Annotated in this window: 15 protein-coding genes; 10 read left to right on the top strand and 5 right to left on the bottom strand. The window is 67.4% G+C overall.

The genetic code is table 11. The features are described from left to right. Window positions 1-18 precede the first annotated feature (18 nt). From coaD to mutM, 5 genes are all read left to right on the top strand, one after another. Entirely contained in the window at window positions 19-519 is a 501-nt protein-coding gene (coaD, locus tag JCQ34_RS11290; RefSeq protein WP_286397630.1) for a pantetheine-phosphate adenylyltransferase, read from the top strand. Window positions 520-641: 122 nt separating this feature from the next. Then, entirely contained in the window at window positions 642-1166 is a 525-nt protein-coding gene (locus JCQ34_RS11285) for a YceD family protein (protein WP_286404452.1), read from the top strand. Window positions 1167-1202: 36 nt separating this feature from the next. Further along, window positions 1203-1406 (top strand): 50S ribosomal protein L32, encoded by a 204-nt coding sequence (gene rpmF / locus JCQ34_RS11280; RefSeq protein ID WP_009356569.1) that lies wholly within the window; start codon window positions 1203-1205, stop codon window positions 1404-1406. Window positions 1407-1426: 20 nt separating this feature from the next. Continuing rightward, entirely contained in the window at window positions 1427-2155 is a 729-nt protein-coding gene (gene rnc, locus JCQ34_RS11275) for a ribonuclease III (protein WP_286397628.1), read from the top strand. 5 nt (window positions 2156-2160) lie between these two features. After that, window positions 2161-3129, top strand: a complete 969-nt coding sequence (gene mutM, locus JCQ34_RS11270) for a bifunctional DNA-formamidopyrimidine glycosylase/DNA-(apurinic or apyrimidinic site) lyase (protein ID WP_286397626.1) — start codon at window positions 2161-2163, stop codon at window positions 3127-3129. Window positions 3130-3157: 28 nt separating this feature from the next. On the opposite strand, the gene JCQ34_RS11265 is transcribed toward mutM, so the two are convergent. From JCQ34_RS11265 to JCQ34_RS11255, 3 genes are read right to left on the bottom strand one after another with little or no spacing between them, the layout of a single operon-like run. Next, window positions 3158-4129: an NAD-dependent epimerase/dehydratase family protein gene (locus JCQ34_RS11265; RefSeq protein WP_286397625.1), complete on the bottom strand. Its 972-nt coding sequence runs from the start codon at window positions 4127-4129 to the stop codon at window positions 3158-3160. Then, window positions 4126-6795, bottom strand: coding sequence for an alpha/beta fold hydrolase (locus JCQ34_RS11260; RefSeq protein ID WP_434738906.1), 2670 nt, complete (start codon window positions 6793-6795; stop codon window positions 4126-4128). The genes JCQ34_RS11265 and JCQ34_RS11260 overlap by 4 nt, the downstream gene beginning before the upstream one ends. Beyond that, window positions 6789-7811 carry a 3-oxoacyl-ACP synthase III gene (locus tag JCQ34_RS11255; RefSeq protein WP_286397621.1) on the bottom strand — a complete coding sequence of 341 codons (1023 nt, stop codon included), beginning with the start codon at window positions 7809-7811 and terminating at the stop codon, window positions 6789-6791. The genes JCQ34_RS11260 and JCQ34_RS11255 overlap by 7 nt, the downstream gene beginning before the upstream one ends. Before the next feature lie 231 nt (window positions 7812-8042). Between JCQ34_RS11255 and smc the strand changes: the two genes are divergently transcribed. Both smc and ftsY read left to right on the top strand, forming a co-directional pair. Next, entirely contained in the window at window positions 8043-11630 is a 3588-nt protein-coding gene (gene smc / locus JCQ34_RS11250) for a chromosome segregation protein SMC (RefSeq protein ID WP_286397620.1), read from the top strand. 87 nt (window positions 11631-11717) lie between these two features. Beyond that, window positions 11718-12923 (top strand): signal recognition particle-docking protein FtsY, encoded by a 1206-nt coding sequence (ftsY, locus tag JCQ34_RS11245; protein WP_286397618.1) that lies wholly within the window; start codon window positions 11718-11720, stop codon window positions 12921-12923. 57 nt (window positions 12924-12980) lie between these two features. Here ftsY and JCQ34_RS11240 read toward each other — a convergent pair whose 3' ends face one another. Continuing rightward, the gene (locus JCQ34_RS11240; RefSeq protein WP_286397617.1) at window positions 12981-14222 is read right to left on the bottom strand and encodes an MFS transporter; all 1242 of its coding nucleotides are present in this window, start codon (window positions 14220-14222) and stop codon (window positions 12981-12983) included. A 226-nt stretch (window positions 14223-14448) separates the two neighbouring features. Between JCQ34_RS11240 and JCQ34_RS11235 the strand changes: the two genes are divergently transcribed. Continuing rightward, on the top strand, window positions 14449-15801 hold the full coding sequence (locus JCQ34_RS11235; RefSeq protein WP_286397615.1) for an ammonium transporter: 1353 nt from the start codon (window positions 14449-14451) through the stop codon (window positions 15799-15801). Further along, complete coding sequence (locus JCQ34_RS11230; RefSeq protein WP_159631736.1) at window positions 15798-16136, top strand: P-II family nitrogen regulator; 339 nt, start codon at window positions 15798-15800, stop codon at window positions 16134-16136. The genes JCQ34_RS11235 and JCQ34_RS11230 overlap by 4 nt, the downstream gene beginning before the upstream one ends. A gap of 120 nt (window positions 16137-16256) precedes the next feature. On the opposite strand, the gene JCQ34_RS11225 is transcribed toward JCQ34_RS11230, so the two are convergent. Beyond that, window positions 16257-17657 (bottom strand): glucose-6-phosphate dehydrogenase, encoded by a 1401-nt coding sequence (locus JCQ34_RS11225; protein WP_286397614.1) that lies wholly within the window; start codon window positions 17655-17657, stop codon window positions 16257-16259. 84 nt (window positions 17658-17741) lie between these two features. Here JCQ34_RS11225 and ffh point away from each other — a divergent pair, with 84 nt between their 5' ends. Then, window positions 17742-19325: a signal recognition particle protein gene (gene ffh / locus JCQ34_RS11220; RefSeq protein ID WP_286397613.1), complete on the top strand. Its 1584-nt coding sequence runs from the start codon at window positions 17742-17744 to the stop codon at window positions 19323-19325. Window positions 19326-19397 lie beyond the last annotated feature (72 nt).

Genomic DNA, 19397 nt, shown 5'->3' with positions numbered 1-19397 from the left:
ATGGGGTAGGTTCGAACCATGAGACGCGCTGTGTGCCCCGGATCCTTCGACCCCATCCACAACGGCCATCTCGAAGTCATTGCACGGGCTGCCGGTCTTTTCGACGAGGTCATTGTGGCCATCTCCACCAACTACGCCAAGAAGTACATGTTCAGCCTCGAGGAACGGCTGGAGATGGCACGCGAAACCCTCGCATCGCTCAAGGGCATCGTGGTGGAACCGGTGGGTGAGGGCCTCCTGGCGGAATATTGCCGCCAACGGGGTGTGTCCGCCATCGTCAAGGGACTGAGGTCATCGTCGGACTTCGACTACGAGCTTCCGATGGCCACCATGAACCGCCAGCTAAGCGGCGTGGAGACTGTCTTCCTCCCGGCCGAGGCAAGCTACGTCCACTTGTCCTCCACCCTGATCAAAGAGGTGGCAAGCCTGGGCGGCAGCGTCTCGGACTACGTGCCCCGGTCCGTGCACCGCCGCATGGTTGCCGGCGAGCCTTCGCCTGATCAGCAGCCAAGGCGGTAGGCTGGATCGGTACTTCGGCGCTGCCTCCTGCCGGTTTGAGTCGCCATGGCTCTTCAGGCTAAGATGGTACGTCGGTCATATGTTCAACAGGAGTTCTCATTAACAGAGATGCTGGTTCGCCCCTGGCGTTCGACGTCAAGGACCTCGGGCGCAGCCCGGGAAGCATGCGGACGCTGAAGGAACATGTACCCGCACCGGGTGATCTTGGTGTGGCGCTCATTGGTGTTCAGGAAGGCTCGGATGTCGAGCTCGACCTGAGGCTTGAGGCCGTACACGAAGGAATTCTGGTATCAGGAACCGTTGTCGCCGAAGTAACCGGCGAGTGCGGCCGATGCCTGGATCCCCTTGCGTATGACCTTGAGGTCAATGTGCAAGAACTTTTCTTCTACGAGGGCACTGAGTTCTCGGACGGAGAAGAAGATGAAGAGCAACGTCGAGTCGAGCACGATGTAATCGATCTTGAACCGGTGTTGCGGGACGCGGTTGTCACCAACCTGCCGTTCCAGCCGGTGTGCCGGGAAGACTGCCAGGGCCTTTGCTCCGAATGCGGAGTTCGCCTGGAAGACGAGCCGGGGCACCACCACGAGGTCCTGGATCCTCGCTGGGCTGCCCTAGCTGATATGGCTAAGCCTGACCGGCAAAATTGATTTGTACGTGTTTGTCTAGAGAGAAATGAGTTAGCCGTGGCTGTTCCCAAGCGGAAAATGTCTCGCTCGAATACCCGCGCCCGCCGCTCGCAGTGGAAGGCGACCGCCCCCCACCTGGTGAAGACCGTTGAGAACGGCCAGGTCACCTACAGCCTGCCGCACCAGGCAAAGGTCGTTACCGACTCTGCTGGCACCGCGCTGTTCCTTGAGTACAAGGGCCGCAAGGTCGCTGACGTCTAATCGGCCCAACAGGCTGACTGATGTCTTCAACTGAAGAGCTTCTGAAGCGTCTCGGTGTCTCTATTGACGCCGGGACGCTTCGTCTTGCGCTCACCCACCGTTCGTACGCCTACGAGAACGGCGGCATCCCCACCAACGAGCGGCTCGAGTTCCTGGGCGACTCCATCCTGGGATTCTCCGTCACCGACGCCCTCTACCGGGACAACCCGGACCTGCCCGAAGGCGAACTCGCCAAGCGCCGGTCCGCCGTCGTCAGTACCCGGGCACTGGCCGGCATCGGCCGCAGCCTGGGCATTGGGGAATACATCTACCTTGGCCAGGGCGAGAAGCTCACCCATGGCAAGAACAAAGCCTCCATCCTGGCGGACACCATGGAAGCCCTGATCGGGGCCACCTATGTCTCCAACGACATCGAGACGGCGCGGCAACTGGTCATGCGGCTGATCGGTCCGCTGCTGAAGGATGCCGCCGTCCTGGGCGCCGGCACCGACTGGAAGACCAGCATCCAGGAACTCGCAGCCAGCCGGCAGTTGGGCAGCATCCACTACGCAGTGGAGGGGTCCGGCCCCGACCACGCCCGTACCTTCACCGCTGTCCTGAATATCGCCGGAACCGCCTACGGCAAGGGTTCCGGGCACTCCAAGAAGGAAGCGGAACAGGAAGCAGCGGCAGACGCGTGGCGGGTGCTTTCCGGCGCCGGGGCCCAAGAGGCGTCCAGTGCCGGCGCGAGCTCCGTGGCCGGCCAGTAGCGTCCATGCCCGAACTGCCCGAGGTGGAGGTTGTCCGCCGTGGCCTGGTGAACTGGGTCCGCGGCAGGACGATTCGTGCCGTCGAAGTCCTCGATCCGCGTTCCATCCGCCGCCATGCCCTTGGCGTTGAGGACTTCATCGGCAACCTCGAAGGTGCCACCGTGTCCGACGTCGTGCGCCGGGGAAAGTTCCTTTGGCTGCCCCTGGTGGACACCGCTGCTGCCGGATTGGAGAACCCGAAAACCGGTGGCCTGCCCGAAGTTGCCCTGATGGCGCACCTGGGCATGAGCGGGCAGCTGCTGATGCAGGACTCAGCCGTCCCGGATGAGAAGCACCTCAAAGTCCGGTTCCGGCTCAGCCCTCGGGACGGGATGCCGGAGCAACTGCGGTTCGTGGACCAGCGGATTTTCGGCGGCCTCTTCGTCACCACGCTCGTCCCCACGGACGACGGCGCTCCAGGCGGCCTGGCGGAATCGCCCCTTCCCCTGATTGCGGAGGAAGCAGCACACATCGCCCGGGACCCCCTGGATCCTGCCTTCTCCTTCGATCTCTTCTACCAGCGCCTCCGGAAGCGCAAAACGGGGCTGAAGCGGGCGCTGCTGGACCAGGGCCTGGTGTCCGGCATCGGCAACATCTATGCCGACGAAGCACTGTGGCGCGCCCGGCTGCATTTCGCCCGGGCCACCGACACGCTGCGCCGCAGTGAAGCCCAGCGAGTCCTCGACAGCGCCCGCGAGGTGATGCTTGATGCCCTGGCCGCAGGCGGGACCAGCTTCGATTCGCTGTACGTCAACGTCAACGGCGCATCAGGCTACTTTGACCGGTCCCTCAATGCCTACGGCCGGCAGGGGGAGCCGTGCAGGCGGTGCGCCGCAGCGGGTATCAATGCGACCATCCGCCGGGACCAGTTCATGAACCGTTCGTCCCATACCTGCCCCGTGTGCCAACCGCGGCCCCGCAACGGCCGCTGGTAGCGGCCCGTCCGCCTGGCAGCAGGCCCGCTCAACGGGAGCCGTAGTAGTCCGCCAGCCGCGCGAGGCCTTCGTCGATGGATACTGCGGGGGTCCAGGCCAGGAGCGCGTGGGTTTCCCGCTGGTCGAACCAGTGCGCCGTGGACAACTGCTCGGCGAGGAACCTGGTCATGGGCGGCTCGTCCTGCTTACCGAGCCGAAGCCACGCCCGCTCCACCACTGATCCTGCCAGCCGCGCCACAGGGCCCGGCACGGACCAAGCCGGCGCGGGCACGCCGCCGGCAGCACAGATGCCTGCAATGAGTTCGCCCACGGGCCGGGGCTCGGCGTTGGTGACCACCAACGCCCGGCCGTGGATGTGGCCCATGCGCTCGAGCCCGGCAACAATGGCGGCAGCAGCGTTGTCCACATACGTGGTGTCGATCAGTGCAGCGCCGGCATCCAGCAGCGGCAACCGCTTCCGCGCCGCCCGTGCCAGCACGCGTTCCACGAGTTGGGTGTCACCGGGCCCCCACACCACGTGCGGCCGCACCGCGGCGACACGGAAGTCCGGTCCGTCCGTGGCAAGGGCCAGCAGTTCCGCCTCCGCCTTGGTGCGTGAGTAGTCGCCGTGGGCATGCACCGGGTCAGCCTTTTCTGCGCCCAGCCCTGCAATGGCGGCGCCCGAGTTGGCCACCGACGGGGAGGACACGAAAACGAAGTCGCTGACGCCCGCTTCGCGTGCTGTCTGGAGCAGCCGCCGGGTTCCCTGGACGTTCACGTCGTCGAACTCCTGGGCACGGCCGGTAAAGGAAACCTTGGCGGCCAGGTGGATGACACCATCAACGCCCCGGACGGCGGCGGTGACCGCTGCATCATCGGTGAGGGAGCCACTGTGGTCCGTTGCGCCGTCGACCCCCGAGGAACGCCGCTGGAAGGTGGTGACCGCATGTCCCTTCCGTACTAGGAGGCCTGCCACCTCGCGGCCCAGCAGCCCGCTGGCACCGGTGACCAATACCTTCATGGCGTCCCCGGACGGCCGCCGGCCAGCACGGCCGACGCCCATCGGGACAGCCGCGTCCTGTCGATTTTTGCGTTGTGGCGGATGTCGGTGGGCTGCACGGGGACAACAAGGACGGCAGCGACAGACACGCCTGCGCTGCGGGCAGCCGCCCGTACCCTGCCCGCCAACTCCGCCCCGGCAAGACCGGCCTTGGGGGCTGGCGGAACGGTTTCGACGACGGCGGCGACGGCCTGCGTCCCTGCCGGTCCCACACCCACCACGGCTGCCATGCGGACCTCGTCCACGCCTTCGATGGCCTGTTCCGGGCCCACCGGGGTCACCACTCCGCCGGGTGCCGTGACCACGTGTGCCAGCCGGCCTTCCACCCACAGCCGTCCCTGGGCGTCGAAGTGGCCCACGTCCCCGGTGCGGTGCCATCCGGTGGGGCCGCTGCTCAGCTCCTGCGTCAGCCAGAGGCGGTCGTAGGCGTCTTTGACATGCGGCGCACTGACCATGATCTCTCCCGTGATGCCGGCGTCGGTGACCGGCACGGATCCGGCTGCCGTGCCGTCCGCCGCCAGGGGGATGACGGCTACGCGGGCGCCGTGGACGGGCCAGCCTACGCAGACGCCGTTGCCGGCGCCCGTCATCGTTCCGGCAGCGGCATCAGCGGCGGCGGCCTGGATTTGTTCGAGGCTGATGTCGGTGACGGGCAGCGCCTCGGTCATCCCGTACGGGGTGTGCAGGGAGGCGCGGGGCACCAGTTGCTGCACCTCCGCAAGGAGTGCTTCCGGAACGGGTGCGCCGGCGGAGAGGAGCAGGTCAATGCGTCCGAGGGCCGCGGTACCGTCCGGGGTGAGTCCGCCGCGGGTGGCAACGACATTTCGCAGCGCAGCGGGGGACGCGAAGACCACCGTGGCATCGATGGCCGCCGCGGCATCGGCCAGGGCGCGTGCAGTCAGGGTGCGGGGTGCCGTGACATCCATCGCCGGCGTCACCGAGACTGCCCCCAGTGCGGGACCCAGCAGGGCAAAGGGCGCGAAGCCGGCCACCAGGCGCTGCCCGGGACGGATCCCAAAGGTTTGTGCCACGGTGTCCCGCATGGCGGCAAGCTGCCGGTGGGTATAGAGCACGCCCTTGGCGGGGCCGGTGGAACCGGAGGTAAAGAGGACGGCGGCGGGGGAGTCGGGCCCCGGCAGGGACAATGCGGCCTTCCCCGCCGCTCCGGCCCGTGCTGAACCTGCCCTGGCAAGGGCGGCGAGGGAGGTTTCCACCCCGAGGAGCCGGCGGCGCCGCGGGGTGAGCTCGCGGACGCTGATGCGGCGGGCCGCCCATCCGAGGGCCCGGGCGGCGGCCAGGGCCTTGTCAATCCCGACCAGGACATCGGGGGTGGCGCCCTTGACTGCCCGGCTCAGGCCTTTGGTGCCCAGGCCCGCGTCGGCGACCACTACCACGGCCCCGAGCCGCAGGCAGGCGTACAGGGCCACGGTGAGATCCACCCCGGGCGGAACCATCAGGCTCACCCGGCTGCCGGGCCCAACACCCGCCGTCGCCAGGCCCGCGGCCAGGTGGTCAACATCCGCCGCCAGTTGCTTCCACGTCAGGAAGCGGGCCACGGTACCGTCCGTTGCCATTTCGACGACGGCCCTCCCGTCGCCCGTTGGTCCCGCCGCCAGTCCGGCAAGGGGCGCCCACAGGGGCTCAAAGCCGTCAGTGCCTTCCACTGCGGGGGAGTCGGCAGAACCGATCCCGCCGCCGGTGACGCGCCCCGCAAGCCAGTCGAAGACCGGCGCGGCAATGTCCCGGTCCTCGGCCACCAGGTGCCCGGCGCTCTCGTAGCGGTGCACGTCCGCATGCGGAAGCCGGCCGATGAGGTCCTTGAGGTAGCGGTCGGAGAAGATGGGGTCGCGCGGGCCCCACAGCATCAGGGCTGGAACATCCAGCCTGCGTACGCCTTCAGCCACCCCGGTGAGCGCTGCAAAGCTGGGATGGGATGCGTCAACGGGAATGTCCGCAACAAAGTTGCCTACTCCGGCACGCCGGGACGCTCCACGATAGGGGGCCATGTAAGCGTTCCGGATTTCCGCGGGCAGTGGCGGGTGTGCCAACGAATGCGTCACCCGCAGGAAGGCGTCAGAGGTGGTGGTTCCCCACTTGTGGACGGCAGGATGCAGGGCAAGCCGCAGGGCCGCCGGGATGGGGCTGCCTTCAGGCTGGTGCACGGCGGTGTTGGTCAGGACAACGCCGGCCAGCTGGTTTTCATGCGCCAGCGCCCAGCCCAGGCTGATGGCGCCGCCCCAGTCATGGCCCACCGAAACGACAGGCCCCTCCAGGCCCAGCACGTCCGTGAGGTCGCCCAGGTCGTTGATCCGATCGGCCAGCCGCCGGAACGTACCGGTCCGCTCCGAAAAGCCCATGTCCAGCTGGTCCACGGCCACCACACGCCACGGATGCGCGGAGTTGGAACCCGCGGCCAGCAGGCTCCGCCACAGGTAGGACCAGGTGGGGTTGCCGTGCACGCACAGCAGCGTCCCCAAAGGAGTCAATCCGTGGCGGGCCAGTTCCGCGCCGTTATCCAGCAGGTGCCAGCGGCGCACGGTGCCCGGCGCATCAGCGCCGGAGGTGGAGGGGACATCGAGTTCGCGTGACCATTCGGCGTTGACGCCGGGCCAGTCCGCCATCACCAAACGATTTCCAGCATCGCAGTGTTGAGTCCGGACCCAACGCCCATGCACAGGACCCGGTCACCGCTTGCCAGCGACTGCGACTCGGCTGCAAGCGTCATGGGGAGGGAGGCGGGACCCACATTGCCCCAGTGCGGGAACGTGATGGGCACCTTGTCGGCATCCAGGTCGATCGCCTCGATGATGGCCTGAGTGTAGGCATTGCTGACCTGGTGGGTGACGTAGCGGTCCATGGCCGCCCAGTCCCACTCCGGCTGGGCCTCATGCCAGGCGTCGACGACGAGCTGCAGGCCGCCGTCGAGCAGTCCCTTTGTGTCGGTGTGCATGCCGTCGATGCCGCCCACGCACAGCTCGTGGTGCTCGGTGCCGGCTCGCATTACGCCGCCCACCACGCGGTGGGCGCCCGGGTGCTCGTCCGCCGGTCCCAGGACGGCGGCGGCCGCTCCGGAGCCGAGCGTCAGCGTGGCGAACTCCCGGTTAAAGTCGGCACGGGTGGTTTCGGGCCGCTGGAGGCGCTCCAGGGTGGCCTCCTGGGTCAGCTGGGCGTCCTCGCCATTGACAATGACGGCGTACCTGATCTGGCCCGAGTCGATCATGTTGGCGGCCAGGGTCAGGGCGTTGACGAACCCCAGGCAGGCATTGGCAAGGTCAAAGTTCATGGCCGACGACGGCAGGCTGAGTCCGTGATGAATCTTCACCGCTACGGACGGTTCCAGGTTGCGCCTGGTCACCGAGGTGTTGATCAGCAGGCCGATCTCGGATGCTTCGATGCCTGCCTCGGCCAGGGCCTTGGCGCCGGCTTCCACCGCAGCGTCGTCGAACGACGTGCCGGCGGCCCACCAGCGGCGGTGCGTGATGCCTGCGACGCGTTCCAGCAGCCGCGGCGGGAACTTCAGCCGCTGCAGGGTTGACGCCAGGCGCCGGTCAAAGTCGGTGGAGCTCACAATCCTTGGAGCTTCGACGCTGCTGACCGAGAGCAGCGCGGTGTTGCTGTGGCGGAAGGTTGCATTACCTGCCAATTTCAAGCCCCTCTTCGTTTCCGTCCCGCATTCCTGCGGTGACTGTACCCACAAAAACGCAGGCTCAAGAGCTTAACTATGCCTTTGCCTGCCCCGATCATGCATATTCACCCGTGGCGCAGGCGTTGGCTTCCGGGCGCTGCTGCGGGGAAATGTCGGTCCTGCGCAGTAGATTGTAGTGAGCCGGTTCCCGCAATCATGCCCTACCCGCTCCAGGAGACCAGAAAAGCCTTGCACCTCAAAAGCCTCACCGTCCGGGGGTTCAAGTCCTTTGCGTCTGCCACCACCTTCGACTTCGAACCCGGCGTCACCGCCGTGGTGGGTCCCAACGGATCCGGGAAGTCCAACGTGGTGGACGCCCTGGCCTGGGTCATGGGCGAGCAAGGCGCCAAGACCCTCCGCGGCGGCAAGATGGAGGACGTCATTTTCGCCGGGACGTCCGGACGGCCGCCCCTGGGACGGGCCCACGTTTCGCTCACCATCGACAACACCGACGGCGCCCTGCCCATCGAATACAGCGAAGTCACCATTTCCCGGACGCTGTTCCGTACGGGCGGCTCGGAGTACGCCATCAACGGTGCCGGCTGCCGGCTGCTGGATATCCAGGAACTGCTTTCCGACTCAGGGCTGGGCCGGGAGATGCACGTCATCGTGGGGCAGGGCCAGCTGGACCGCGTGCTGCACGCCACCCCCGAGGACCGCCGCGGCTTCATTGAGGAGGCAGCGGGGATCCTCAAGCACCGCCGGCGCAAGGAACGAACGGTCCGGAAACTGGAAGCCATGCAGGCCAACCTCCAGCGCCTCACCGACCTCACCGGGGAAATCCGGCGCCAGCTCACGCCCTTGGGCAAGCAGGCGGAGGTGGCCCGCCGCGCCCAGCGCGTCCAGTTCGACGTCAGGGACGCCCGCGCCCGCCTGCTCGCCGACGACCTCGTCCAGCTGCAGCTGGCGCTGGAGCAGGACGTGGCGGACGAAGCCGCGCTCAAAGCCCGGCGGACCGCCGTCGAACAGGAACTCGAAGCGGGCCGCAGGCAGCAGGCAGCCATGGAGCAACTTGCGGCAGAGGCCACACCGCGCCTGAATGCCGCCCGTGACACCTGGTACCGGCTCTCCACGGCGCGGGAGCGGCTGAGGTCGCTCGGCTCGCTGGCCACTGAACGCAGCCGCCTGCTGGGTTCCGAAGACGCCGCCCCTTCCCCGGGCCGGGACCCCGAACAGCTCGAACGCCAGGCAGCCCGGGTGCGGCAGGAGCTCGCCGAGCTTGAACAGGACATCGAAACAAGGCGCAGTGCCCTGGCGACGGCCAGCGCTGCAAAGGCCGAGGCGGAGCAGGCGGCCCTGGCCGAGGACCAGCGGCTCACCGCCCAGCTCCGTGCTGCAGCCGACCGCCGGGAAGGACTGGCGCGGCTGGCCGGCCAGGTGGCGGCCGCCCGATCCCGGGTGGAGTCCGCGCAGGCGGAACTGGGACGGCTGCGCGAATCCCTTACCGCCGGAACGGAACGCCGCGCCCGTGCCCAGGCCGAGTTCACGGCACTGGAGAACCAGGTGGCGGGCGTGGAGGAGGGGGAAGAATCCCTTGACGCCGACTACGAGGCTGCAAGCGAAGCCTTGGACGCTGTCCTCCAGGAGATCACTGACCTCAAGGCCGCCGTCAACGAAGGGGTCCGCAAACGGGATGCCCTGGCCGCCCGGCTCGACGCCCTCAAGCTGGGCCTTGAGCGGAAGGACGGCGCCCGGCACGTGCTGGAGTCCCGCCTCCCGGGGGTGCAGGGAAGCGTTGCCGCCGCGATCACCGTGCAGGCCGGCTATGAAGCGGCCATTGCCGCCGCGCTCGGGCAGGCATCCGAGGCAGTGCTGGTCCAGGACAAGGACACGGCCGTTGAGGTGCTGCAGCGGCTCAAGGACGACGACGCCGGGCGGGCGTCGTTGCTCCTCGCCTCGGCTGCGGCGGGCCAGCCGGAGGACGGGCCGGACCAGCCGCTGCCTGACGGTGCGCAGTGGGCTGCCGGCCTCGTAAACGGGCCCGCGGAGCACGTCGCCTTGGTCCGGCACCTGCTGGCCCGAACCGCCGTCGTCCCCGGGATCGACGCCGCGGCCACGGTCGTGGACTCGGTGCCCGGACTCACGGTGGTCACCCCTGAGGGGGACGTCTTCACGGCATTAACGGCCACCGGTGGTTCGGCCAAGGCACCGTCATTGCTCGAGGTGCAGGCGGCAGTGGACGACGCCGGCCGCAGCCTTTCTGCGGTCACCGCGGACCTGGAGCGGAACAGGTTCGCCCTGGCCGGCGCCGAGGCACGGCGCGCTGGTGCCCAGGAGGAAGCGGACGCTGCCCTGGACAAGCTGCACGAATCCGACGCCCGCCTCGCCGCGGTCGCTGAGCGCCTGGGCCACCTGAACTCCGTCCTCCGCAGTGCCGTGGGGGAGAGCGAACGGATGGCCGCGTCCTTGGCGCGGGCGGAGGAGAACGTCGCTGCCGAGCAGGAAGCGCTCACGGCCGTCACCGCCCGCCTGGCGGCAGCCCAGGAAGCACCCGTTGAAGAGGAACCCTCAACGGAACAGCGCGATGCCCTGGCGCGTGCCGCATCCGCCGCCCGTGCGGCTGAAGTTGAGGCACGGCTGTCCCTGCGCAGTGCCGAGGAGCAGCTGGCGGCCACCCGCAACCGGGTTGCATCGCTGGAACGCGCCGCCGCCGCCGAGCGCCGTGCCCGGGAGGAAGCCGCGGAGCGCGCCCGGCGCCGCCGGATCCAGGCCAAACGGGCAGCCGCCGTTTCCGCGGGCGTGGAATTGGCACTCGGCTTCGTGGATGTCTCCGTGGACCTGGCCCGGCACGAACGGGACTTGGCCGAGGAGAACCGCGAGCTGCGTGACCGCGGACTGCGTGGCATCCGGGAAGCTAACGAGGCCCTGGCCCGGGAACTGGCCCAGCTCACCGACAATGTGCACCGTGATGAGCTGGCCCGGGCCCAGCAGCGGGCAAGGATCGAAGCGGTGGAAACCCGCTCCGTGGACGAGCTGGGCATCACCCCCGAGGCGCTGGTGGAGGAATTTGGCCCGCACGTCCCCGTTCCCGTTCCGGCGGAGGAATCAGGCGACAAATGGGCCGCCCTCCGCGCCCCCGTTGATGCGGGAGGGCAGGAGATCGTTGAAGGTAAGCCCTACGTCCGGCAGGAACAGGAGAAGCGGCTGCGGAAGGCAGAACGGGACCTGGCCAGCCTGGGCAAGGTCAACCCCCTGGCACTCGAGGAATTCGCGGCGCTGGAGGAGCGGCACCAGTTCCTCAGCTCCCAGCTCGAAGACCTGAAGGCCAGCCGCCGGGACCTGCTGGACATCATCAAGGAAGTGGACGACCGCGTCCAGCGCGTCTTCGCCGAAGCCTTTAAGGACACCCAGGCGCAATTCACCAGGGTGTTCGACCGCCTTTTTCCCGGCGGCGAAGGCCGGCTGGTCCTCACCGACCCCGCGGACATGCTGACCACCGGCATCGAAGTGGAGGCCCGTCCCGCGGGCAAGAAGATCAAGCGGCTGTCGCTGCTCTCCGGCGGCGAGCGGTCCCTGACCGCGGTGGCGCTGCTGGTGGCCATCTTCAAGGCCCGGCCCTCGCCGTTCTACGTTATGGACGAGGTGGAAGCGGCGCTGGATGACACCAACCTGGGCCGGCTGATCACCATCTTCGAAGAACTCCGGGAATCCAGTCAGCTCATCGTGATTACCCACCAGAAGCGCACCATGGAAGTGGCGGATGCGTTGTACGGCGTGACCATGAGGGGCGACGGCGTCTCCACCGTGATCAGCCAGCGCCTCGGCGCGGAGGTGTAGCAGCAGCGCGGGGAACGGTGCGAAGGGGCAGGTCAGGCGCCTGGCAGGCGCCGCAGTGGGGCATGCCGTTTATGAGAAGCTAGGGGAGTGAATGACATCCTTCCCATTGTCCTGTCCATTCTTGCTGCGCTGGTGGTCATCGGCGCTCTGATTCCGGTCCTGCTCAAGACGCGAAGGAACATCACCCGGTACCCCGGAACCCGCGACGCGAACGACCCCGAGATCCGCTCCGGCGGCAGCACGGCGGTGGCGGACCGTGACGGAACCATTGAACGCAAGGCCCCCGAGGGCGTCGACCTCGAGGGCCTGGACACCACAACGGTTCCGGACAATGCGGCCGGACTGGAAACCATTCCCGTCGAAACACCGCTCCCGGTCGCAGGGCGCCTCACGCGCCTGCGCGAACGGCTGGTCCGCTCCAACAACATCATGGGCAAGGGCCTGCTGGCGCTGCTGTCCAGCGACCGGATCGACGAGAGTGTCTGGGACGAGGTGGAGGAAACCCTCCTGCTGGCTGACCTGGGAACAGAACCCACCATGCAGCTCGTGGACGCCCTGCGGGAGCGGGTCAAGGTCCTGGGTACCCGTACCCCGGAACATGTCAAGACCATGCTGCGTGAAGAACTCATCAAGCTCGTCGATCCCACCATGGACCGCAGCCTCAACGTCCAGCGACATGCCGAGAAGCCCGCCGTAATGATGGTGGTGGGCGTGAACGGCGTAGGCAAGACCACCACCGTGGGCAAGCTGGCCCGCGTGCTGGTTGCCGAGGACAAGGACGTCCTGCTCGGCGCCGCGGACACGTTCCGCGCCGCCGCCGCCGAGCAACTGGCCACGTGGGGCCAGCGCGTGGGAGTCCCCACCGTCAAGTCTGACATCGACGGCGCCGACCCCGCCTCGGTTGCCTACGAGGCCGTGAAGGCAGGCATCGAGCAGGAAGTCGACGTTGTGATGATCGACACCGCCGGACGCCTGCAGAACAAGGTGGGCCTGATGGACGAACTGGGCAAGGTCAAGCGCGTGGTGGAGAAGCTGGCAGAAGTGGACGAGGTCCTGCTGGTCCTTGACGCCACCACCGGCCAGAACGGCCTGAACCAGGCCCGGGTTTTCTCCGAGGTGGTCAACATCACCGGCATCGTCCTGACCAAGCTGGACGGAACCGCCAAGGGCGGCATCGTCGTCGCCATCCAGAAGACACTTGGCGTGCCCGTCAAGCTCATCGGACTGGGCGAAGGCGCCGACGACCTGGCCCCGTTCGACACCGAAGGCTTCGTAGACGCCCTGCTGAACTAGCTAACTGCTGAACTGGCTAACCGCTGAGTTGGCCTGGTTCCCGGCCTGCACCGCAAACTACGACCCGGCCGTACGAAGCGTCTCCCGGGTCGGAAGCCAAGTGACGGCGGCCAGGAGCATGATGCCGCCGGTCACCCCGAAGGCCCAGCCGAAGCCCAACCGGTCCGCCAGCAAGCCTGCCACTACGGGCCCAACGATCGCGCCGACGTCGGACATCATCTGGTAGACGGCCAGCACCTTGCCGCCGGAACGGCCGTTGCCGATCACATCTGCCACTGCAGCCTGCTGGGCGGGGCCGAAGAGGCCGGAGCCGACGCCGGCGAGCGTCGACGCCGCAAGGAACCAGGGCAGGTCGGTGGTGATGCCGATCGCCGCGGTGGCCAGGGCCGCCACCAGCAGGCCCGCAATCATCATGGGCTTGCGTCCCACTGAGTCGGCCAGGCGGCCCGAGAACGTAAGCGCGGCGGCGTTGCCGGCAGCGAACACGGCCAGGGCCAGGCCGGCCGCCTGCGGGCCTGCCCCGAAGGCGGCCGCGGCGAACAGCGGCACCGTTGCCATCCGCACGCCAAAGGTGGCCCACCCGTTGGCGAAGCTGGAGGTGAGCGCCGAACGGTAGGTGCCCGTGCCAAGTGCTTCGCCAAAGCGCATGTCCGGGGCCCGCTTTTGGGCATCTCCGCTGTCCCTGCGCTGGTGGCTGAGTTGGGTCTGAACGACGAACGCGGCAACCAGCAGGGCCGCGGCGTAGGCGAGGAACGGCACCCGCAGGCCCAGGCCGGCCAGGAGCCCGCCCACGATCGGCCCGCACACATTCCCGATCAGGAATGCCGACGCGTAGGCTCCGGAAACCCTGCCCCTGCTTTGAGGCGGCGCCAGCCGGACCACCAGGGCCATGGACGCCACGGTGAACATCACCGAGCCTGCCCCGCCAAGGCCGCGGAACAGCAGCAGCTGCCAGTAGTCCTGGGCGAAGGCGCACGCGGCCGTGGACAGTGCCACGATCAACAGCCCCGCGACGTAGATAGGGCGTTCTCCCCGCTTGCCGATCAGGGCGCCGCCGGCAGGAGCAAAAGCCAGGCGCATGAACGCGAAGATCGCCACAATGACGGCAGCCTCGGTGTTGCCCACCCCGAAGGTTGTGGCGAACTGCGGCAATACGGGCGCAACAAGCCCGAATCCAAGCGCGATGAGGAAGGCCGCGGCCAGCATCACCTTGATGTCGCGGGGGAGCTTCTCCCGCTGCGGCCGCAGCCGTGCCAAGAACCTTGAAGTGGCGCCGCTGGCGCGGGGTGGTGCCGTCATGCTGGGGGAGTCCTTGCTGGAAGGGGAGCCGGGTGGCTGCGCGAATGCGGAAACATAACCGTAACAAGGCGGATATGCACCATTTACTTCCTAGAGATTGTTGTAACAGACCGGCAATCTAAATCCTCTGCGGGCGAAACACGCCACCCACAAACTCTTTACAGGACGCAAAAGGCGTTGGAAGGCGGAGTACTTCCGCAAGATTCGATGAGAGAGGACGTGCACCATGGAACTTACCGCAGGTCACGTTTGGGTCATGGTGGCGGCAGCCCTTGTGCTGTTCATGACACCCGGTCTGGCATTCTTCTACGGCGGCATGACCCGCGCCAAGGCAGCCCTGAACATGATGATGATGAGCTTCATCTCCATCGGCATGGTGGGCGTTGTCTGGGTTCTGTGGGGCGCCTCCATGAGCTCCGGGGAAGGGTTCATGGAGATCGTCGGCAACCCGTTCGCCACCTTCGGCCTCGAGGGAATCAACACCCCCGACGGCCTGATCAAGGTGGGCTACGCCGCCACGTTCGCCATCATCACGGTGGCGCTGATCAGCGGCGCCATTGCAGACCGTGCCAAGTTCGGCGCCTGGTCCGTGTTCGTCCCGGTGTGGGTCACCCTGGTGTACTGCCCGCTTGCCTACATGGTGTGGGGCGGCGGCCTCTTCGGCCCCGAAGGCGCCATCGGCAAGGCCCTCGGCCCCGCCATCGACTTCGCCGGCGGCACTGTGGTCCACATCAACGCAGGCGTGGCCGCGCTCATCCTGGTCTTGATCATCGGCAACCGCAAGGGCTTCGGCAAGGACCCGAACCACCGCCCGCACAACATCCCGTTCGTCATGCTCGGGGCGGCCATCCTCTGGTTCGGCTGGTTCGGCTTCAACGGCGGTGCAGCCACCACTGCCGAACAGGGCGGCCTGATCTGGGTCAACACCCTCGCAGCCCCGGCAGCTGCCATGCTCGGCTGGCTTGTCACCGAGCGGATTCGCGACGGTCACCCCACCTCGCTCGGCGCCGCGTCCGGTGTCGTTGCGGGCCTGGTTGCCATCACCCCCGCCTGCGCCAACGTCAGCCCCGTGGGTGCCCTGGGCCTCGGCGTGGTCGCCGGCGTGGCCTCCGCCCTGGCCGTTGGCCTGAAGTTCCGCTGGGGCTTCGATGACTCGCTGGACGTCGTCGGCGTGCACCTGGTCTCCGGCATCATCGGCACCGTGGCCCTGGGCTTCATCGCACTGCCCACCGACGGTGTTGGCGGCGGCCTTTTCTACGGCGGCGGACTCACCCAGCTCTGGGCGCAGCTCGCGGCAGCCGGCATCGCCATCGCCTACTCCGCGATCCTGACCACCATCATCGCCCTGGCCATCCACAAGACCATGGGCTTCCGCGTCTCGCAGGAACAGGAAACGGTGGGTGTGGACCTCAGCCTGCACGCCGAGACCGCCTACGAGTTCGGCCTCAGCGGCCACGGCGGAAGCTTCCAGCCGCTGCACGACCTGATCACCGGCAAGGGCGTATCCCCTGAAGCCGTGCAGGCATCGGAAGCGCAGAAGGCACAGTCAGCAACAGGCAAGGAAAGCGTGGGGGCATGAAACTGATCACTGCAATCGTCAGGCCGGAAAAGCTCGAAGCCATCAGGGAAGGGCTGGAAGCCTACGGCGTCCAGGGCCTCACCGTCAGCGCGGCCAGCGGCTACGGCCGGCAGCGCGGCTACACCGAGGTGTACCGCGGGGCGGAATACAACGTAGACCTCCTGCCCAAGATCCGGGTGGAAGTGCTGGCCACGGACGAACAGGCCGATGACATCCTGGACGTGATCATTGCCAGCTCCAACACCGGCAGGGCCGGGGACGGCAAGGTCTGGACCATGGACGTCCACGAGGCAGTGCGGGTCCGCACAGGGGAACGCGGGGTGGCCGCCATCTAGGGCGGACCACCACCGGCACTGGGGCGGCAACCGAAAACGAAAGCAGGACGGGCAGGAACCGGAAGGTCCCGCCCGTCCTGCTGACGTTTAAGGTGCCGCGCCCACGTTACGGTGGACGGCTCAGTCCTGATGCCGGTTGGTTGGCCATGATGCCGGGCCGGCCGAGCCGGCGTCGTACTCTTCCAGCGGGACCTCCCCGTGCGTCCATGCCAAGAGCACCGGTTCAACAATCCGCCAGCAATCCTCTGCAGTATCGCTCCGGACGGACAGCAGCGGGTCGCCGGACAGCACGCCTTCGAGCACCTCGCCGTAGGGCAGCAGGTCGGAGGCACTCAGTTCCGCTTCCAGGGTGACCCGGCCCAGGCTGAAGATGTTTCCGGGACCGTTGACGTCGACGTCGAACTCCAGCGTGTCCGGGCCAAAACCGATCCGCAGCTGGTTGGGGGAGTCCACCCCGGTGAAGCCCTGGGGGAGGTGGGGCACAGGAAGGAAGGTGACCACGGCCTCCCTGCGCTTGTCGCCCAGGGCCTTGCCCGAGCGCAGGATGAACGGAACGCCGCGCCAGCGCCAGTTGTCGATGCCCACCTGGATCTCGGCAAGTGTCTCCGTCTCCCGGCCGGCATCCACGCCTTCCTCCGCGGCGTAGTCGGGGACCTGCTTTCCCGCTACTGAACCAGCCGTGTAGCGGGCACGGCGGGAGTCAGTGACGGGGTCCTTGACGCTGCTGGCGCGAAGGACGGCGGAGACCGCGTCGCGGAGGTCGCGCTCGCCGATGGTGGCCGGGGGCTCGATGGCCATCACCGCCATGACCTGCAGGAGGTGGCTTTGGATCATGTCCCGCAGGGCGCCGGCGCCGTCGTAGTAGCGGGCACGCCCCTCCAGGGCCAGGTCCTCGTCGAAGAAGATCTCCACCTTTTCCACGTGCTGCCGGTTCCACACCGGCTCCAGGAAGTTGTTCGCGAACCGCAGGCCCAGGATGTTGAGGACCGTGGCCTTGCCCAGGAAGTGGTCCACCCGGTGGATGTGGTCCTCCGGGACAAGCCGCGCCAACGTCTGGTTGAGGGAGCGTGCGGACTCCTCGCTGGAGCCGAAAGGCTTCTCCATCACCAGCCGGGTACCGGCCGGAACCTCCCCGGGCTGAAGCGTTTCGCACGCCAGCTGGCTGATCCGGGGCGGAAGAGCGAAGTACACGGCCACCGGGCCTTCAAGGCCGCCAAGCAGTCCTGCCAGGGCGCCCTTGGCCGTGACATCCACCTGGTGGTACACCGTCTCCTTCTGCAGCAACTCCAGGGCTTCCTTGCCCGGCTCATCCGCTGCCCCGGCTGCCGCCGCGAACGATGACTGGACCCGCTCCCGCCACTGTTCGGGCGTCCATGGGTCTGAACCGGCCCCCACCAGGCTGAGGCCCGCGGCCCGGCCGGCCGCAACCAGCCGCGCCAGGCCCGGCAGGAGGAGGCGGCCGGTGAGGTCGCCCGAGGCGCCGAGGATGAGCAGGGTCTTGACAGTTGTTTGGCTCGTCATTTCGCCAGCATGCCACCTTAGGTGCCTGACTTGATACCCTAGATAGTCGAGTCCCGATCATCTCCTGAAAGAAGTTCACGGCGCGTGTTCAATTCACTCTCTGACCGGTTGACAGCAACCTTCAAGAATCTCCGCGGCAAGGGCCGCCTCACGGAGGCCGATGTTGATGCCACCGTCCGCGAGATCCGCCGTGCCCTCCTGGACGCGGACGTCGCCGTACCGGTGGTCCGTGAATTCACGGGACGGGTCCGCGAACGGGCCCTGGGTGCGGAGGTCTCTGCCGCGCTGAACCCCAGCCAGCAGATCGTCAAGATCGTCAACGAGGAACTCCAGGAGATCCTCGGCGGCGAGACCCGGCGCATCAGGCTGGCCAAGAACGGCCCCACCATCATCATGCTTGCCGGCCTTCAGGGTGCCGGCAAGACCACCCTCGCGGGCAAGCTGTCCAAGTGGCTGAAGGCCCAGGGCCACAGCCCCATGCTGGTGGCCTGCGACCTCCAGCGCCCCAACGCCGTTACCCAGCTCCAGGTGGTGGGCCAGCGCGCCAATGTCCCGGTGTTCGCACCGCACCCGGGCGCCACCTCCACGGAGCTGGACCAGCCTGCCGGTGACCCGGTCGCCGTGGCACGTGCCGGCGTCGAGGAAGCACGCCAGAAGCTGCACGATGTGGTGATCGTCGACACCGCAGGCCGCCTTGGCGTGGACGCCGGCATGATGGAGCAGGCCCGCCAGATCCGCCGCGCCATCGTGCCCAACGAAGTCCTGTTCGTGATCGACTCCATGATCGGCCAGGACGCCGTGAACACGGCCCTCGCCTTCGACGAAGGCGTGAACTTCACCGGCATTGTGTTGTCCAAGCTCGACGGCGATGCCCGCGGTGGTGCCGCGCTGTCAGTCGCGTCGGTCACCGGCAAGCCGGTCATGTTCGCCTCCACCGGCGAAGGCCTGGACGACTTCGAGCTCTTCCACCCGGACCGGATGGCCTCGCGCATCCTGGACATGGGCGACATCCTCACGCTCATCGAACAGGCTGAAAAGGCCTGGGACAAGGATGAAGCCGCCCGGATGGCGAAGAAGTTCGCCGACCAGGAAGACTTCACCCTTGAGGACTTCCTGGCCCAGATGCAGCAGATCCGCAACATGGGCTCCATGAAGAAGATGCTCATGATGATGCCGGGCGCGCAGAACATCCGGCAGCAGCTGGAGCAGTTCGACGAGCGGGAGATCGACCGTGTCGAGGCGATTGTCCGGTCCATGACCCCGCACGAGCGGCTTGCCCCGAAGATCATCAACGGCTCGCGCCGCGCCCGCATCGCCCGTGGTTCGGGCGTCCACGTGTCCGAGGTCAACGGCCTGCTGGAGCGCTTTGCACAGGCCCAGAAGATGATGAAGAAGATGGCCCAGGGCGGCATGCCGGGAATGCCCGGGATGCCCGGCATGCCAGGAGCCGGCGGCGGTGCGCGGAAGAACGCCAAGAATGCGCCCAAGAAGAAGGCAAAGTCCGGCAACCCGGCCAAGGCGGCGCAGGAGCGCAAGGAAGCCGAAGCCCGCCGCGCCAATGCTGCCAAGGCACTGCCCACCGGGGCCGCCTTCGGCCAGCAAAGTGGCGAGTTCGATCCCTCCCAGCTGAACCTCCCCAAGGGCTTCGACAAGTTCCTGGGAAAGTAGCAGTTTCACGCAATCAGGAAGCGCCAGGGGCCGTCTTGACCGTTCAAGGCGACACCTGGCGCTTCTTCGTTG

The organism is Pseudarthrobacter defluvii (genome assembly GCF_030323865.1).
Taxonomy (GTDB): Bacteria; Actinomycetota; Actinomycetes; order Actinomycetales; family Micrococcaceae; genus Arthrobacter; species Arthrobacter sedimenti.
The sequence above is the reverse complement of the archived record's forward strand: the minus strand, read 5'-3'. Positions and strand labels throughout refer to the sequence as shown.

Excerpts from the sequence above, each read along its gene's own strand:
- coaD (WP_286397630.1), top strand. The coding sequence starts at position 19 with ATGAGACGCGCTGTGTGCCCCGGATCCTTCGACCCCATCCACAACGGC.
- rnc (WP_286397628.1), top strand. The coding sequence starts at position 1,427 with ATGTCTTCAACTGAAGAGCTTCTGAAGCGTCTCGGTGTCTCTATTGAC.
- mutM (WP_286397626.1), top strand. The coding sequence starts at position 2,161 with ATGCCCGAACTGCCCGAGGTGGAGGTTGTCCGCCGTGGCCTGGTGAAC.
- JCQ34_RS11265 (WP_286397625.1), bottom strand. The coding sequence starts at position 4,129 with ATGAAGGTATTGGTCACCGGTGCCAGCGGGCTGCTGGGCCGCGAGGTG.
- JCQ34_RS11240 (WP_286397617.1), bottom strand. The coding sequence starts at position 14,222 with ATGACGGCACCACCCCGCGCCAGCGGCGCCACTTCAAGGTTCTTGGCA.
- JCQ34_RS11235 (WP_286397615.1), top strand. The coding sequence starts at position 14,449 with ATGGAACTTACCGCAGGTCACGTTTGGGTCATGGTGGCGGCAGCCCTT.
- JCQ34_RS11230 (WP_159631736.1), top strand. The coding sequence starts at position 15,798 with ATGAAACTGATCACTGCAATCGTCAGGCCGGAAAAGCTCGAAGCCATC.
- JCQ34_RS11225 (WP_286397614.1), bottom strand. The coding sequence starts at position 17,657 with ATGACGAGCCAAACAACTGTCAAGACCCTGCTCATCCTCGGCGCCTCG.